The organism is Klebsiella electrica (assembly GCF_006711645.1).
GTDB classification, from domain to species: domain Bacteria; phylum Pseudomonadota; class Gammaproteobacteria; order Enterobacterales; family Enterobacteriaceae; genus Klebsiella; species Klebsiella electrica.
The window spans coordinates 131,864-148,682 of record NZ_CP041248.1 but is presented as its reverse complement, the minus strand read 5'-3'; the positions used below and the strand labels follow the sequence as shown (position 1 = coordinate 148,682).

Annotated in this window: 11 protein-coding genes and 1 pseudogene; 5 read left to right on the top strand and 7 right to left on the bottom strand. The window is 54.4% G+C overall.

The window, feature by feature from the left end; all coding sequences use genetic code 11:
• Positions 1–6: 6 nt before the first annotated feature.
• The 3 genes from Electrica_RS26045 to Electrica_RS26035 all read right to left on the bottom strand — a co-directional run bounded on the left by Electrica_RS26045 (position 7) and on the right by Electrica_RS26035 (position 5,264).
• Positions 7–930 (bottom strand): acyltransferase, encoded by a 924-nt coding sequence (locus Electrica_RS26045; RefSeq protein WP_024196075.1) that lies wholly within the window; start codon positions 928–930, stop codon positions 7–9.
• A gap of 192 nt (positions 931–1,122) precedes the next feature.
• Positions 1,123–4,179, bottom strand: coding sequence for an efflux RND transporter permease subunit (locus tag Electrica_RS26040; protein ID WP_045270087.1), 3,057 nt, complete (start codon positions 4,177–4,179; stop codon positions 1,123–1,125).
• Positions 4,179–5,264 (bottom strand): efflux RND transporter periplasmic adaptor subunit, encoded by a 1,086-nt coding sequence (locus tag Electrica_RS26035; protein ID WP_016241530.1) that lies wholly within the window; start codon positions 5,262–5,264, stop codon positions 4,179–4,181. Before Electrica_RS26035 ends, Electrica_RS26040 begins: the two co-directional genes overlap by 1 nt.
• A 524-nt stretch (positions 5,265–5,788) precedes the next feature.
• Between Electrica_RS26035 and Electrica_RS26030 the strand changes: the two genes are divergently transcribed.
• Positions 5,789–6,220, top strand: coding sequence for a universal stress protein (locus Electrica_RS26030; protein WP_016241528.1), 432 nt, complete (start codon positions 5,789–5,791; stop codon positions 6,218–6,220).
• Positions 6,221–6,270: 50 nt separating this feature from the next.
• Positions 6,271–8,958 carry a cation-transporting P-type ATPase gene (locus Electrica_RS26025; protein WP_016241527.1) on the top strand — a complete coding sequence of 896 codons (2,688 nt, stop codon included), beginning with the start codon at positions 6,271–6,273 and terminating at the stop codon, positions 8,956–8,958.
• Positions 8,959–9,125: 167 nt separating this feature from the next.
• Here the strand turns inward: Electrica_RS26025 and Electrica_RS26020 are convergent, their stop codons facing one another.
• Together Electrica_RS26020 and Electrica_RS26015 are read right to left on the bottom strand one after the other, a co-directional pair.
• Positions 9,126–9,275, bottom strand: coding sequence for a hypothetical protein (locus Electrica_RS26020; protein WP_176564481.1), 150 nt, complete (start codon positions 9,273–9,275; stop codon positions 9,126–9,128).
• Positions 9,276–9,347: 72 nt separating this feature from the next.
• A complete protein-coding gene (locus tag Electrica_RS26015) occupies positions 9,348–9,953 on the bottom strand; it encodes a recombinase family protein (protein ID WP_000509966.1) in 606 nt (201 codons plus the stop codon).
• A 94-nt stretch (positions 9,954–10,047) separates the two neighbouring features.
• On the opposite strand from Electrica_RS26015, the gene Electrica_RS26010 reads away from it, so the two are divergent.
• Entirely contained in the window at positions 10,048–12,945 is a 2,898-nt protein-coding gene (locus Electrica_RS26010; RefSeq protein ID WP_023307208.1) for a Tn3-like element Tn5403 family transposase, read from the top strand.
• Positions 12,946–13,474: 529 nt separating this feature from the next.
• Here Electrica_RS26010 and Electrica_RS26005 read toward each other — a convergent pair.
• A complete protein-coding gene (locus Electrica_RS26005) occupies positions 13,475–13,675 on the bottom strand; it encodes a hypothetical protein (RefSeq protein ID WP_022631502.1) in 201 nt (66 codons plus the stop codon).
• A 300-nt stretch (positions 13,676–13,975) separates the two neighbouring features.
• Positions 13,976–14,944 carry an IS5-like element IS903B family transposase gene (locus Electrica_RS26000; protein ID WP_004099053.1) on the bottom strand — a complete coding sequence of 323 codons (969 nt, stop codon included), beginning with the start codon at positions 14,942–14,944 and terminating at the stop codon, positions 13,976–13,978.
• Between the two features lie 26 nt (positions 14,945–14,970).
• Here Electrica_RS26000 and Electrica_RS25995 point away from each other — a divergent pair.
• Both Electrica_RS25995 and glgA read left to right on the top strand, forming a co-directional pair.
• Positions 14,971–15,282 (top strand): annotated as a pseudogene (locus tag Electrica_RS25995) (GlgC family sugar phosphate nucleotidyltransferase); the annotation flags it as partial.
• 89 nt (positions 15,283–15,371) lie between these two features.
• Entirely contained in the window at positions 15,372–16,805 is a 1,434-nt protein-coding gene (glgA, locus tag Electrica_RS25990) for a glycogen synthase GlgA (RefSeq protein ID WP_004197677.1), read from the top strand.
• Positions 16,806–16,819: the final 14 nt, after the last annotated feature.

The following is a 16,819-nucleotide window of genomic DNA, read 5'->3' as shown; positions in this document are numbered from 1 at the left end:
AGGGCATCAAATCGTAATCACCTTTTTCACCAGCGAATTGGACAGCGCTAGCATTGAAATTAACACCGAGGCGATGAACGTCAGGACAATCAGCATTAACTTGGTTCCCAGCGAGCTAATTGGGATAAGCGCGGTCAGCAGATGAAAAACGGAGTAGTGAAGAATATAGACGCCGGTCATCGTTTTGCTGATAGTCGCCAGAATGGTCTCTTTAAACTCGCTGTTTTTACGAAACCGCACGCCGTTGGCGGCAATCACCAGCGCCACCACCAAAATATAAATTTGTGATCCGGTAAGAATGAACGCATTTCTGTCAGCCTTAAACAGGGCGAAGAAGAAATGGCGCTCGTAAAACCAGGTGAAGAGATAAATAAACGGAATGGCGATCATCGCGCCTTTCACCACTCTCTCGCGGGTCAGCCAACTGGCGACCAGCGGATCGCTGAACAGCTGGCCGGTCAGGTAAAACAGCAGCCAGGTCCACAAACGGTACTGCGGGGCCAGGCTCAGCGCATGAACATCAGGATACAGCGCGGACAGCAGATCGTAGCCATATGAGAGCAACAGCAGCGCAAATACCACGCCGAAAAATAGCTTGCGTCGCTGGCTGAGCCACTCGATAAGCGGATGAAAGGTGTAAATCACAATAAAGGCAAAAACAAACCACGGCTGGATAAGATAACCGCGCTGGTAGGGTTCCCAGAGATAGTACACTGTCATCCAGAACAGGAAGACGATAACTACGCTTTTGATTTTACCCATTTGCCACTGCGCATCGTGCCGTGACTGCGAATCCAGATAGCCCGCCACCACAAAAAACAGCGGCGTGGCTATGGTCGAAATAAACGTCAGAAAACCGAGGATCCAGTGATAGTCGTAATCATAGTGATCCCGGGTGTTATAAATGGTGAAGAAGGTCACCGCCGTCATGCATCCCAGCGTTTTAATAATATTTAATCCGGTACTGTTCATTATTGTGGCTTCATATCCTTAGAGCCTATCCCATTAGGCTATTTTATTTGCCATTTTGGTCCTGGGCAGTGCTCACAAGCCTCACGTACTGCGTGTACGCTTCGGTTGTTGCGCGCTGTCCGTGCCCAAACTGGCTGCAACAATATACGCCTACTGGGATAGGCTCTTATTATGGAAACAGGCGTAAATCACTGGCAGAACCAGCAGCGTCAGAATAGTAGCAAAACCCAGACCAAACATAATAACTACCGCCATACTCTGGAAGAAGACATCCAATAATAAAGGGGCCAGACCGAGAACGGTGGTGAAGGCGGTCAGCAGAATAGGGCGCAGACGCGAGGTGGCGGCATAAATAATGGCTTCCTGCTGCGCTTTTTCCTGCTTCTGCTGCTCAATTTCCTCAACCAGCACGATGCCGTTACGAATCAACATCCCGCTCAGGCTAAGCAAGCCTATCAATGCCATAAAGCCAAAAGGAATACCGGTAATCAAAAAGCCTGGCGTTACGCCAATCAGCGCCAGCGGCACCGTCAGCCAGATAGCGATCGCGTTTTTCAGCGAGCTGAACATCAGCACAGTGATAACAAACATCACCAGGTAACCCAGCGGCAGGGTGGTGAACAACCCCTGCTGCGCTTCGCGGGAATTCTCCGCGTCGCCGCCCCACTCAATACTGTAGCCGTGCGGTAGGGCGAGGGCATCGATTTGCGGCTTCACGCGCGCCAGAATATCGCCTGAGGTTTGATTGCTCAGCGGATCGGGGTCGGTCTGCACGGTCAGTACGCGGCTGCGGTCGCGGCGCAGGATCAAAGGATCTTCCCACTCGAGATTAAAGCCGCTGACCACGTTACTGAGCGGGATATACTGCTGGCGGTTTTGGCTCCAGACCAGCACATTATTCAGGTGGTTAGCATCCTGGCGCTCGGCGGCTGGTGGGCGAACCACCACCGGCAGCAGGTCAGCCCCTTCGCGATAGAGTCCCGCACGGCTACCAGAGAAATTCATCTCCAGCGCGTTATCGATATCCTGTTTATCTACTCCCAGTTCGCGGCCTAAGCTGGCGGAATATTGTGGGCGGATAACCTTGCTGCGGTTCTGCCAGTCGTTGCGCACGCCGTCGGTGGCCGGGTCTGCGGAGAGAATATCGCCCACCTGGCTGGCGAGCAGGCGCAGGCGGTCGGGATCCGGGCCTTTGATGCGCACTTCAATGGCGCTATCGCCGGAAGGGCCGAACATCACGCGTTTGCTGCTGGCATTAACCTGCGGATAGTTGCGCGCAATATAGCTGTCAACATGCTGCGTCAGAGCGTTAATACTGCGCTGGTCGTCCATGCGTACCATGATCTGCGCGTAGTTGCTGTATTGCCGTTGCCCGCTGTAGGTGAGGATAAAACGCATACTGCCCTGACCAACGGTGGCGATGGTGGTGACAACGCCCGGCTGGCCGTTAATCGAGGTTTCAATATCGCTGGCCATCTTTTCGGTTGTCGCAATATCAGTGCCATAGGGAAGCCAGAGGTCAACAAAGAAGATAGGCGTGTTCGATGAGGGGAAAAAGTTCTGCCGCACCGAGCCGAATCCCCATATTGAAGCTGCCAGCAGCGCCGCCATGACGGTCAGGGTGATCGCTTTGCGCATCAGTAGGGTGTGCAGAATCTGCTGATAAATGCGATAAAAGCGCCCGCTGTAGGGGTCGGTATCCGAGGTTTCAGCAGGCGGCTGTTGCCCTTTGAACAGCCACCATTTAATCAGTACTGGCGTGATGGTTAACGCTGAGAACCAGCTCAGCATGAGTGAAATCAGCAGCACCTGGAGCAGTGATTTGCAGTATTCTCCGGTGGAGTCCTGCGACAGGCCAATCGGCGCAAAGGCGAGAATAGCAATCACCGTCGCCCCCAGCAGCGGCAGCGCCGAGCGGCGAATCACATAATTAATCGCCGTGAGCAGCGTCGACCCCTGCTGGCGGGCAATGAGTACCCCTTCGACGATGACGATGGCATTATCGACCAGCATACTCAGGGCGATAATCAGCGCCCCCAGCGAGATACGCTGTAGCTCGATGCCCCACAGATACATAATCAGCAGCGTACCGAGCACGTTAAGCGCTAACGACAGGGCAATAATGATACCGCTGCGCACGCCCATAAAGATCAGCAGCACGCCGACGACAATGGCCAGTGCCATCAGGAAGTTAGTGATAAAGCCGTTCACCGAGTGAGCCACTTCTGCAGCCTGGTCGTAGAACAGGTCAATTTTGATCCCTGCCGGTTTTTCCGCCGACATCTGATCCAGTTTGCTTTCCAGCGCGCGACCAACGTCAATGACGTTGACGCCGGGAATAAACGACACCCCCATAGTGACCGCCTGGCGGCCATTAGCGTGATAAATGCTGGAAGGAGATTCGCTGAGTCCGCGCGATAGCGTGGCAATATCGCGCAATCGCGTCGCTGAACCTGAGCCGTGCGGGCTGATTAACAAATCGCCCAGCTCGTCGAGATTTTCAAACTCCCCCGTTGGATGCAGGCGAATTGACTCGCTGCCGGATTTAATCTCACCGGCGTTAGACACTACGTTCAAGCGACTGAGGATTGCCGCCAGTTGGTTGAGCGTGATACCGCGGGCGGTCATTTTTGCCAGCGAGATATCGATATTGATTTGTTGTGGGATCGCACCGCCGATAGCGACTTTGCCAACGCCGGGAACCAGCACCAGTTCGCGCCTGAGCTGCTCGGCGTAGCGGACCAGCTCAGGGTTGGTAAAGCTCTCGCCGGAGATAGCAAAGAAGAAGCCAAAGACATCGCCAAAATCGTCGTTCACAAAGGGGGAGGCCACGCCGGGCGGGAACATCCGGGCGGCGTCTCCTACCCGACGGCGCAGCTCATCCCAGATTTGCGGCAGCTCGCTGGAGTGATAATTCGAGGCGATATTGACGGTGATTTGCGACAGACCATTGGAGGAAATTGAGCTGACGTTGTCCAGATAGGGCAGCTGTTGCAGCGCGTTCTCCAGCGGCAGGGTGACTTCTTCCTCAACCTGCTGCGCCGAGGCTCCCGGATAGTGGGTGATGACCACGGCGGTCTTGATGGTAAACGCCGGGTCTTCCAGGCGACCGATATTCAGCAGGGCGAAAATACCCCCGATGCCCAGCAGTAAAATAGTCAGCCAGACGCGAATCGGGTTGTTAATAAACTGACGAGAGATATCCATTACAAACCTCGTTCACGCGTCCAGATTCGAACCGGTTGCTGCGCATGCAGTTCACTGACGCCTGCCGCCACGACGCGCTCGCCGACGCTAAGCCCTTCGGTAATGACCACTCCCTGAGAGGTGACCTGGCCGACGCCAACTTTTCTGTCCTCAAGCTGTAGCTGTTCGCCTTCGCCTTTAACTACCCAGACGTGGGGCTCATTGCGCTGGCGATTATCCGGATTAAATACCGCTTCAACCGGCACCACGACGGCTTTATCGCCCGCGCTGGCGGGCAGGTTTGCCAGATTGACCGTCACGGTCCCACTCACGCCGCCCACTGACGGAAAATCGGCCGGGCGCGGCATGGTTAAAATGATCTGCCAGGTCAGAGTGTTGCTGTCGCTGCTACCGGTATGTTCTTTATATTCGGCGGTGAACTGACGGTCCGGCATAGAGTTGATTTTCACCACCGGACGATACTGCGCATTGCGGATATCAATAGTCGTAAAAAGATTCTCCGGAATGCTGAACACCACGTCGAGCAGATCGGTTCGCGTCAGGGTGACGATCGGCTGTCCGGCGGCGACAACCTGGTGATTACGGATCGGGACGCTGGCGGCAATACCGCTAAACGGCGCGGTGAGCGTCATTTGACTTAGCTCTTCGCGGGCGATTTTTAGCGCAGCGTTGGCGGAATCACGGTTGGCCCGCTGGATATCCATTTCCGCTTTTGAAATGGCCTGGCGACCGGCCAGCGTCTGGAAGCGGTCGAACTGCCGCTGAGCGAGGGTTGCTGCGGTCTGCCGTTCGTTGACGCGTTGCTGCGCTTCCCGGGCGTTGAGCCGGGCGAGCGCTTGCCCCTGAGAGATACTGGCTCCCTGACGCACATCAAGGGATTCAATCTGTCCGCCGCGTTTGAACGACAGATCGGTAGAATCCCCGGATTCAATACGGGCAGGAAAAATGCGCTGCTGTGAATCACCAATGGCGACGACATCCGCAACTTTTACCATCCGCGGCAGCGGGGTAACTTGCGGTGCTTTCTGATCGCAAGCCGTTGTTATTAAAATAACAACGGGAATGAGAGAAAAATAACGGTTCACTGTATTCCCCTCGGTGCTAAAGGTTTTATTTTACATATTTTTCACAAATGCCGGCTTTATTCAGCCAGCGCTGAGACCACTAAATAGGTAAATAACCCGGAAGCCGTACAGGCGATTATTGCCAGGGCAATAAACAGGCTCAGGCGAAACAGGCTGTAGCCGAACATTGCTCCTCCTCTGGTATCAACCTTGTGCTAAGTAGATTCTTATCTACATAATTGTTGAATGGTTTTTAGAGGCGCGCAGGCCTCTGATAATGAGCATAGTCGTTGAAAAAAGGAAATGTTAAAAAGAGTAAAATTTGCGGTAATGTTGACGATTTTGCTGGGTTTTCAGTTGAATTGTCTGAGGTCGACTGAGTCTGTGATATTTTTCAATATATTAATTGGCATCTTAATAATGTTAATCGCCGTGTGCTACGTTTAATTATACCCATCATACTTCGAATCGAGATTTCTTCCTCAGCGCCATTGTCTGCGCTGTTTTCACCACCTTTTTTTATAGGTAATAAAAGGATTGTCTCTATGTATAAAAATATCCTCGTCCCGGTTGATGTGTTTGAAACCGGCCTTGCGGACAAGGCTTTGTCCCATGCTCAATTCCTCGCGCAAAGCTCCTCCGGGCAGATTCATTTACTCAACGTCATCCCGACATTTTCTCCTGCACTGACGCGCGGATTTATTTCCGATGCGCGAAAAATGGAAGACTATCTGGTTAATAATTCAAAAGAAAAACTCGCTGAACTCATCAATAAACTCTCTCTGAAGGAAAGCGATGTCCAGATTCATATTCGCAGCGGCAACGTCCGCGATGAAGTGACGAAACTGGCAGATGAACTGAAGGCGGATGTGGTGATCATTGGCTCACGCAATCCCAATATTCAAACCCATCTGTTGGGTTCAGAGGCGGCAAGTATCGTGCGTTATGCCCATGTGCCGGTTTTTGTGGTGCGCTAAGGGCAGCCTGAGGCTGTCCTGATTTCCGTTACAGGAGTGAGGAGATAACTATGAATACAGAAAAACCGGGCGGCCCGTTTTATCAGCTCTCCGTGGATGAAACCCTGACCAGCACCAACAGCACTCCCGATGGCATCAGCAGCGCTGAAGCGACGGCGCGCTTACAGCAGTACGGTGAAAATGCGCTACCGCAAAAAGCGGGTAAACCGGCATGGCTGCGTTTTCTGGCGCATTTTAATGATGTGCTGATTTACGTCTTGCTGGCGGCGGCGCTATTGACGGCGGTGATGGGCCACTGGGTCGATACTCTGGTGATCCTCGGCGTGGCGGTGATCAACGCCCTGATTGGTCATATTCAGGAGAGTAACGCCGAAAAATCGCTCCAGAGCATTCGCAATATGCTCTCCAGCGAAGCGGTGGTGGTTCGTCAGGGGAATCATGAAACCATTCCGACCACGGCGCTGGTTCCCGGCGATATCGTGGTGATCCGCGCCGGCGACCGCATTCCAGCAGACCTGCGGGTTATCGAAGCGCATAACCTACGGGTGGAAGAGGCGATTCTGACCGGTGAATCAACGGTGGTGGAGAAAAGTACCGAAGCGCTTAGCGGCGAACTGCCGTTGGGTGACCGGACGAACCTGTTGTTCTCAGGCACCACGGTAAGCTCCGGCGGTGGCAAAGGCCTGGTGGTGGCAACCGGTGGCGATACCGAGCTGGGCCACATTAACCAGATGATGGCGGATATCGAGAAACACCGTACTCCGCTGTTGGTGCAGATGGATAAGCTCGGCAAAGCCATCTTTATCATCATTCTGGTGATGATGGCTGCGCTATTCGTCTTTAGCCTGCTGTTCCGCGATATGCCGGTTTCTGAACTGATGCTGTCGCTGATTAGCCTGGCGGTGGCGTCGGTACCGGAAGGGCTGCCGGCGATTATCTCGATTATCCTCTCGCTTGGCGTGCAAACCATGGCCCGGCAGAAGGCGATTATCCGCAAGCTGCCGACGGTCGAAACGCTAGGGGCGATGACGGTTATTTGCTCGGATAAAACCGGGACGCTGACCATGAACGAGATGACGGTTAAGGCCGTTATCACCGCCGATAAAGTCTATCGGGTGGAAGGGGACAGCTACGAGCCGGTGGGGAATATTCACCCGATCGATGAGCCGGACCCGATAACCGTCGCGCCGGGCACGCTGCTGGAGCGCTATCTGCGCACCATCGACCTGTGTAACGACAGCCAGCTAATCAAAGATGAAAGCGGGTTGTGGAAAATCACTGGCGGCCCTACGGAAGGGGCGCTGAAGGTGCTGGCGGCGAAAGTGACGCTTTCGCCGGCGAGCACCGAACTGCGCAGTAAGATCCCCTTTGATTCGCAATACAAATATATGTCAACGCTGTACCGCATCGGCAATGAGGAGACGATTTTAATTACCGGTGCGCCAGATGTGCTGTTCCGCCTGTGTCAGCATCAGCAAACCGACCATGGGCTGGAGCCGCTGGACCAGCCGTATTGGGAAGCGAAAATTGAAGAGTACGCGCGGGAAGGGCTGCGCATGGTGGCGGCAGCGTGGAAACCGGCGGCTGACGGGCAAACCGAACTCACCCATCAGGATTTGCAGCATGGCGTCATTCTGTTAGGGATCGCCGGGATGATGGACCCGCCGCGACCAGAGGCCATTACCGCTATCGGCGACTGCCTGCAGGCGGGGATCCGCGTGAAGATGATCACCGGGGACCACCCGCAAACGGCGATGAGTATCGGCAAGATGCTGGGGATCGGCAACGCCGGGAACGCCATTACCGGGCGCGAGCTGGAGGTGATGGACGATACCCAACTGAGTGAAGCGGCGCAGAAATTCGATATTTTTGCCCGTACCAGTCCGGAAGATAAGTTCCGTCTGGTTCAGGCGCTGCAAAGCAGGAAAGAGGTGGTCGGGATGACCGGTGATGGGGTGAACGACGCCCCGGCGCTGAAGCAGGCCGATGTTGGTATCGCGATGGGCATCAAGGGCACCGAAGTGACCAAAGAGGCCGCTGATATGGTGCTGACCGATGATAACTTCGCCACCATCGCCAGTGCAGTCAGGGAAGGGCGGCGGGTTTACGATAACCTGAAGAAAACGATCTTGTTCATTATGCCAACCAACCTGGCGCAGGGGTTGTTAATCATTATCGCGCTGCTGGCGGGGAATTTGATTCCGCTGACGCCGGTGTTGATTTTGTGGATGAACATGGCGACGTCGGCCACGCTGTCGTTTGGTCTGGCGTTCGAAGCCGGTGAAAAGAACATCATGCGCCGTCCGCCGCGCGATCCTAAGCTGCATGCGATGGACGGCTTTGCCATCTGGCGGGTAATTTTTGTCGGTTCGATGATCGCCGTGAGCGCCTTTGTGCTGGAGGCCTGGCTACAGCCGCGAGGCTACTCACCTGAGTTTATCCGCACCGTACTGTTGCAGACGCTGGTCACCGCACAGTGGTTTTATATGCTCAACTGCCGGGTGGCGGATGGTTTCTCACTGAGCAAAGGGCTGCTGGCGAACCGGGGTATCTGGATTGTCAGCGGCGTGTTGCTGGTGCTGCAACTGCTGATTATCTACGCGCCGTTTATGCAGATGCTGTTCGGTACCGAAGCGCTGCCGTTCCGCTACTGGGTGATCACCTTTATTATCGGTTTTGTGATGTTCCTGATTGTGGAAATTGAGAAGCCGCTGACGCGCAAGTGGCGCACGGCCTGAGTCATTCCCGGAGGCGGTGCTGCGCACCTGTCCGGGCTACCAGACAGCCGCATAATCGGTAGCCCGGACAGACGCAGCGCGCCGCCACCGTGGAAAACCAAAAAACAAAAGCCGACGCATAACGCGTCGGCTTTTCCGTTTCAGACAAAGAACACGATCTTAATCGATCAATCTTTGAGTTTAACCGGGTTATTACGATAGGCCGCCAGCTTCGCGCGCATCCAGCTGCTGCTGTTGTTATTGACCGCGCTCACCACGCCAGTGGTGGCACCGCCGCCGACCTGCACATGGAAAATACCGCGTGACGGGAAATCCACATATTTTGGTTCAGTGAAATCCCACTCATGACGCTTGAAGGGGTCGGTTCCGGCTGAGGGCGAAATGACACCCTAAGCGTTAGCTCTGTGTCGTTGCACGATGTCAGCGACGGTATTCTTGCTGATACCGAGCTCGCGTGCGATCCAGCGATAGCTGCGTCCCTCGGCCCTCATCGCAACCACCTTAGGCAAAAGTCGGTCTGATTTTGGTCGCACTCCGGCCTGACGACCAAGCCTCTTACCACGTGCCTTCGCAACAGCAAGGCCTGACTTGACCCGCTCGCTGATGAGATCCCGCTCAAACTCCGCAATGCCGGAAAGAAACGTCGCCAGCATTCGTCCATACGGCGACGAAAGATCGAACGCCATTCCATTCATGGCTATCACGGAAACCTTCCAGTTCTCCAGTTCACGTAGCGTATTGAGCAGATCGAGCGTCGAGCGCCCCCACCGGGAAAGCTCAGTGACCAGGATTGCATCAATTTGTCTGGACTGGGCAAGCGCCAGGACTTTCTTTCGCTCGGCCCGGTCGAGTTTAGTTCCTGAACCTGTTTCCTTAAATATTCCCACCACGTCGTAGCCGGCACGGCCGGCGAAGGCTCGCAGATCAAATTCCTGGCGTTCACAAGACTGATCCGCTGTTGAAACCCGGCAGTAAATGGCGGCACGATGTCCCAATTGAACCCTCCTGGATTTTTGTATCGGAACGCCCTGATTTATATGGGCTGGCTGTTGTCCAAAACAGACTATACTTCAAAAGGGACGAATTTGTATGTCACGACGCCATATTTTCACCGAACGGCAGCGAGCAGCGCTGTTCGATCTGCCCACGGACGAACTGTCGCTACTGAAGTTCTACACGCTGGGCGATGATGACCTGGAAAACATTAGGCAGCGCCGCAGACCGGAAAACAGGATTGGCTTTGCCCTGCAACTTTGTGCCTTACGATATCCGGGCCGTGCACTGGCTCCTGGTGAGATGATCCCGCGTGAAGTCCTTTCCTTCGTCGGTGCTCAGCTTGGAGTTCCGGCTGATGCGCTTCTCACTTATGCCACACGGCGCCAAACCCGTCAGCAGCACATGGACACGCTGCGCGAAATTTACGGCTACAAGACCTTCACGGGCCGTGGTGCCCGTGATCTGCGGGAGTGGACTTTCGGCCAGGCCGAAGATGCCAGATCAAACGAGGATCTTGCTCATCGTTTTATTGTGCGGTGTCGGGAAACTTCCACCATTCTGCCCGCAGTATCGACAATCGAGCGCTTGTGCGCGGATGCTCTGGTCGCCGCTGAGCGGCGGATTGAAACGCGGATTGCGGAAAATTTAACAGCGGATGTTCGCGATCACCTGGACAAACTTCTGAGTGAAATGCTCGCCGGCAATATCAGTCGTTTCATCTGGCTTCGCAACTTCGAGGTTGGTAACAACTCGGCTGCTGCTAACCGTTTGCTCGACAGGCTCGAATTTCTGCGTACCCTGAATATCAATCATAGTGCTTTGGCCAGCATACCTGCCCATCGCATTGCCCGGCTGCGTCGGCAGGGTGAACGCTACTTCACCGACGGTTTGCGTGACATCACTTCGGACCGCCGCTGGGCGATCCTTGCCGTCTGTGTTGTGGAGTGGGAAGCGGCGATTGCTGATGCCATAGTCGAAACCCATGACAGGATCGTAGGAAAAACCTGGCGGGAAGCGAAGCGCCAGCATGACGAAACAATTTCCGGCTCTAAAGCCACACTCACGGATACGATCCGTACCTTCACCGCGCTGGGAGCTTCGTTGCTTGAGGCCCGCAGTGACGGAACCCCGCTGGAGATGGCTGTCGCCAGTTCGGTTGCATGGGACCGGCTCGCTCAACTGGTAGCGACAGGGACTCAACTCAGCAACACGCTAGCCGATGAGCCTCTTGCATATGTCGGGCAGGGATACCATCGCTTTCGTCGTTATGCGCCCCGCATGTTGCGCTGTCTGAAGCTCGAAGCCGCGCCGGTCGCCGGACCATTGGTAGCAGCAGCTTTGTCGATCGGAGAGATGAAAGGTGTTGCATCGCCAGAAAGGCGTTTCCTGCGGCCCAGCTCCAAATGGAACCGTCATTTACGAGCTCAGGAAAAAGGAGATACCCGTCTTTGGGAAGTGGCGGTACTCTTTCACCTCCGGGATGCTTTTCGTTCCGGAGATGTCTGGCTCGCTCATTCGCGCCGCTATGGTGACCTCAAGCAGGTACTGGTGCCGATGATCGCGGCGCAGGAAAATGCAAAACTGGCCGTGCCTTCCAACCCACAGGATTGGCTGGCAGACAGAAAGGCGCGACTCACGATCGCTCTTAAGCGGCTGGCCCGGGCTGCCCGTAACGGCACTATTCCGCACGGTAGCATAGAAGATGGAACGTTGCGGATCGACAGGTTGACAGCAGACGTGCCGGATGGTGCCGAGGCACTCATACTGGATCTGTATCGCCGAATGCCGTCCGTTCGGATTACCGACATGCTGCTTGAAGTTGATGCAGCCCTTGGTTTCACAGATGCGTTTACCCATCTGAGAACCGGGGCTCCATGTCGCGACCGGATCGGTCTGCTCAACGTCCTGCTCGCTGAAGGGCTCAATCTGGGCCTGCGTAAGATGGCGGAAGCTACAAACACGCATGATTACTGGCAGCTCTCACGCCTTGCCCGCTGGCATGTTGAAAGCGAAGCCATGAACCAGGCATTGGCAATTGTGGTGGCCGCGCAGGGTAAACTGCCGATGTCACGCGTCTGGGGGATGGGCACGTCAGCATCGAGCGATGGTCAGTTTTTCCCGACAGCGCGGCATGGCGAAGTCATGAACATGGTCAATGCCAAATATGGTTCTGTTCCCGGCCTCAAAGCGTATACTCACGTAAGCGACCAGTTCGCGCCATTCGCTTGTCAGTCGATCCCGGCGACCGTGAGCGAGGCACCGTATATTCTCGATGGACTACTGATGAACGAGGTCGGTCGCCATGTTCGCGAACAGTATGCCGATACAGCAGGATTCACCGACCATTTGTTCGGAGCCAGTAGCCTGCTCGGCTACAATCTCGTTCTGCGAATCAGGGATCTGCCATCGAAGCGGTTGTACGTATTTAATCCCGATACGACCCCCAGGGAGTTACGCAAGTTGGTAGGTGGAAAAGCCCGGGAGGATCTTATCGTTGCGAACTGGCCTGATATTTTCCGTTGTGCCGCGACGATGACCGCTGGCAAAATCAGGCCCAGCCAACTCCTGCGCAAGCTCGCTTCTTACCCACGACAAAACAACCTTGCAGTTGCGCTTCGTGAAGTTGGTCGTATTGAACGGACCCTTTTCATTATTGAGTGGATCCTGGATACGGACATGCAGCGGCGTGCTCAGATCGGTCTTAACAAGGGAGAGGCCCACCATGCGCTCAAAAATGCGCTCCGTATCGGGAGGCAGGGGGAAATTCGCGATCGCACGACAGAGGGGCAGCACTACCGAATCGCTGGGCTCAATTTATTGACTGCGGTGATCATTTACTGGAATACCGTCCATCTTGGTCATGCCGTCACGGAGCGGCGGAACGAAGGGTTGGATGTTCCCCCTGAATTTCTTCCCCACATATCCCCATTGGGCTGGGCGCACATTCTACTGACTGGCGAATATCTTTGGCCCAAGGAACCGAAAGCTTAGGGTGTCATTTCGCCCTCAGCCGGAACCGACCCCAGGAAGTCAGGATTACGTAATTGTGAGTTATGCACATTAATGTTAAAATTCATGATTTTTTATGTTGATTTTGTGTTAAATCATGAGGGATTGATGGGGGAAGACAAAATAAAATGTTAATTAATGGTGGTTTTAAATCATATTATTTAACCATTTGATAACATTTCAGGGGTTTTAGGTGATGCCCGAATACAGCGAATTTAAGTCATAAAATTAATTTTTTATTTCGCATGTCTCATTAGTAATTTTTATCACCATAGATAAGTCTGCTGACCGGGGAACCAGCATGCGGAAAAAAGATATGTGATTTGCAGGGGTATACACCGATACGTGCATCAGCGACTGACAACGTCTCTTACTGGTAATGAGGAGCAGGGTGGAAAAATACTTTTTCTGCAAAGTCGTGAACCCCATCTGGGGGTGTTATCTGCCTTCACAGAGATGTTGCCGGAACACAATAATGAACAGGCCGGATTATGCTATCCGGCCTGTTGTGTCAACTTGGTGATTTTTCGACAAATAGATTGAGATGGTAGCGGTAGCTGTCGAGGAACCGGGATTTACATGCATCATTCATACTGCCGGTGACCTGTTCAACGTCCACTTTCCGCCCTTGTGAGTTCATCTGGGCCAGACTTAATGCAATAAAATCAAAATCTTTTGGATGAAACTTTTCTACGTGGTGTATTGCCTGCATATTCCTCCCTTTTAATCGCCATGAAGAGTAAGGTTTATGCTCTGCTATTTTCAGTATGGCCCAGCCTCTCGATATTCTCCTGCAGAGTCGCGAAAACTGTGAGGCCAGCCGCAGATTTTGTACTTTAGGGCGTTTCCTGCCGCCGCAATCCGCCTGTCAGGCCGTCTGGTGGAGGTAAATGCTGCCATGAAGTTGCAACCCAGAATGATTGAGCTGTCATCAGGCGTATGTTTTATTTTTTTATGGCTTTGTTGAATAAATCAGATTTCGGGTAAGTCTCCCCCGTAGCGGGTTGTGTTTTCAGGCAATACGCACGCTTTCAGGCATACCTGCTTTCGTCATTTTGTTCAGCGCTCGTACCAGGGCCATAGCCTCCGCAACCTGACCATCGTAGTCACGCAGCGTCAGTGAACCCCCGAACAGCTGTTTTACCCGGTACATCGCCGTTTCCGCTATCGAGCGACGGTTGTAATCTGTTGTCCATTTCCACCGCGCATTACTCCCGGTCATTCGCTGATTAGCCACTGCACGGTTACGGTCTGCATATTCACCGGGCCAGTAACCCGCACCTTTTCGGGGAGGGATAAGCGCGCTGATTTTCTTACGCCGCAGTTCATCGTGACAGAGCCGGGTGTCGTAAGCGCCGTCTGCCGATGCTGCCCTGATTTTTCTGTGAGTCTGCCGGATAAGACCCGGGAAGGCTTCTGAGTCCGTCACATTGTTCAGCGACAGGTCAGCGCAGATGATTTCATGTGTTTTACTGTCAACGGCGAGATGCAGCTTACGCCAGATACGGCGGCGTTCCTGGCCATGCTTTTTGACTTTCCACTCGCCTTCACCGAAGACCTTCAGCCCGGTGGAATCAATTACCAGGTGTGCGATTTCACCCCGGGTGGGCGTTTTGAAACTGACATTAACCGACTTTGCCCGCCTGCTGACACAGCTGTAATCCGGGCAGCGTAGCGGAACGTTCATCAGAGAAAAAATGGAATCAATAAAGCCCTGCGCAGCGCGCAGGGTCAGCCTGAATACGCGTTTAATGACCAGCACAGTCGTGATGGCAAGGTCAGAATAGCGCTGAGGTCTGCCTCGTGAAGAAGGTGTTGCTGACTCATACCAGGCCTGAATAGCTTCATCATCCAGCCAGAAAGTTATGGAGCCACGGTTGATGAGGGCTTTATTGTAGGTGGGCCAGTTGGTGATTTTGAACTTTTGCTTTGCCACGGAACGGTCTGCGTTGTCGGGAAGATGCGTGATCTGATCCTTCAACTCAGCAAAAGTTCGATTTATTCAACAAAGCCGGCATGACCATGAATTCTCTGGTCTCCGGCGGCTGTATTATTTCTGGCTCGGTGGTGGTGCAGTCGGTTCTATTTTCCAGAGTTCGGATTAACTCGTTCTGTAATATTGATTCGTCGGTTTTATTACCGGGCGTCTGGGTCGGTCGCTCCTGCAGGATAAGACGCTGCGTGATCGACCGGGGATGCGTTATTCCGGAGGGGACGGTGATTGGCGAAAATGCCGTTGAGGATGCGCGACGCTTTTATCGTTCGGAAGAAGGCATCGTTCTGGTTACCAAAGAAATGCTGAACCGACTTGAACTATGAAGCCGTTGGCGGAAATAAAAGCTGCCGCAGCTGTGATTGCCGTCATTGGCATCGCGTCGCCTTCATGCCTGAATAATTAAGGAGCATCCATGCGAGTTTTACATGTAGGAGCGGAGATGTTCCCTCTGTTGAAAACGGGGGGGCTGGCTGATGTGACCGGTGCTCTCCCGGCGGCGCAAATAGCCGAGGGCGTGGATACCCGCGTGCTGCTGCCGGGGTTTCCCGCGATCCGCGACGGAGTAGGGGAACCGCAGGTGGTGGCCAGCAGGGAGACCTTCGCCGGGCCGATGACGCTGTTGTTTGGCGACTTTAACGGCGTGGGCATCTATCTGATTGATGCCCCGCATCTCTATGACCGACCGGGTAATCCTTATCATGACCCGCAGATGCAGGATTATCCCGATAACGTCCTGCGTTTCGCGCTGTTGAGTTGGGTCGCGGCTGAGCTTGCTGGCGGTCTGGATCCGTTCTGGCGGCCTGAAATCGTCCACGCCCATGACTGGCATGCGGGCCTCACGCCGGCTTATCTGGCCGCCCGCGGCAACCCCGCCAGGTCAGTGTTTACGGTGCACAACATTGCCTATCAGGGCTTGTTCCTCGCCCGGCATATGGCGGAGATCGCTTTACCGTGGTCATTCTTCCAGATGCATGGGGTGGAGTTTAAAGGACAGATCTCCTTCCTTAAGGCGGGCCTCTATTTCGCTGACCATATCACCACCGTCAGCCCGACGTATGCCCGTGAAATTACCGAACCGCAGTACGCGTTCGGTCTGGAAGAGTTGCTGCGGCAACGTCAGCGGGAAGGGCGACTGTCGGGGATCCTTAACGGCGTCGACGAAAGCATCTGGGATCCGCGCCGCGATCCGCTGCTGGCTGCGCCTTACGACCGGAACTCGCTGGCTGAGAAAGCGAAGAACAAGCAGCAGCTGCAGACGACGCTGGGGCTGAAGGAGGACGGCCGGGCGCTGTTGTTCACCGTCGTGAGCCGGCTCACCAGCCAGAAGGGGCTGGATCTGCTCCTTGGCGCACTGCCGGGAATCATTGCGCAGGGAGGGCAGCTGGCGCTACTGGGATCCGGCGACCCGGATTTGCAGGCCCGTTTTCTTGCCGCTGCGGCGCAATACTCCGGGCAGGTGAGTATCCGGATCGGTTACGACGAGGCGCTGTCGCATCAGATGATTGGCGGCGCCGACGTCATCCTGGTGCCCAGCCGTTTTGAACCCTGCGGTCTGACCCAGCTCTATGGCCTTCGCTACGGCACATTGCCGCTGGTTCGTCGCACCGGCGGACTGGCGGATACCGTCGCCGACTGTTCGCTCGAAAACCTTGCTGACGGGATCGCGAGCGGATTTGTGTTTACCGACAGCGAGACTGAATCACTATTACATGCCATCCACCGGGCCTTTGTCCTGTGGTCCCGTCCATCGCTGTGGCGGTACGTGCAACGTCAGGCAATGAGCATGGATTTTAGCTGGCAAATTGCCGCTAAGTCTTTCCACCAGTTGTATCAGCGTATTATTTAATTGCTACGGATAAG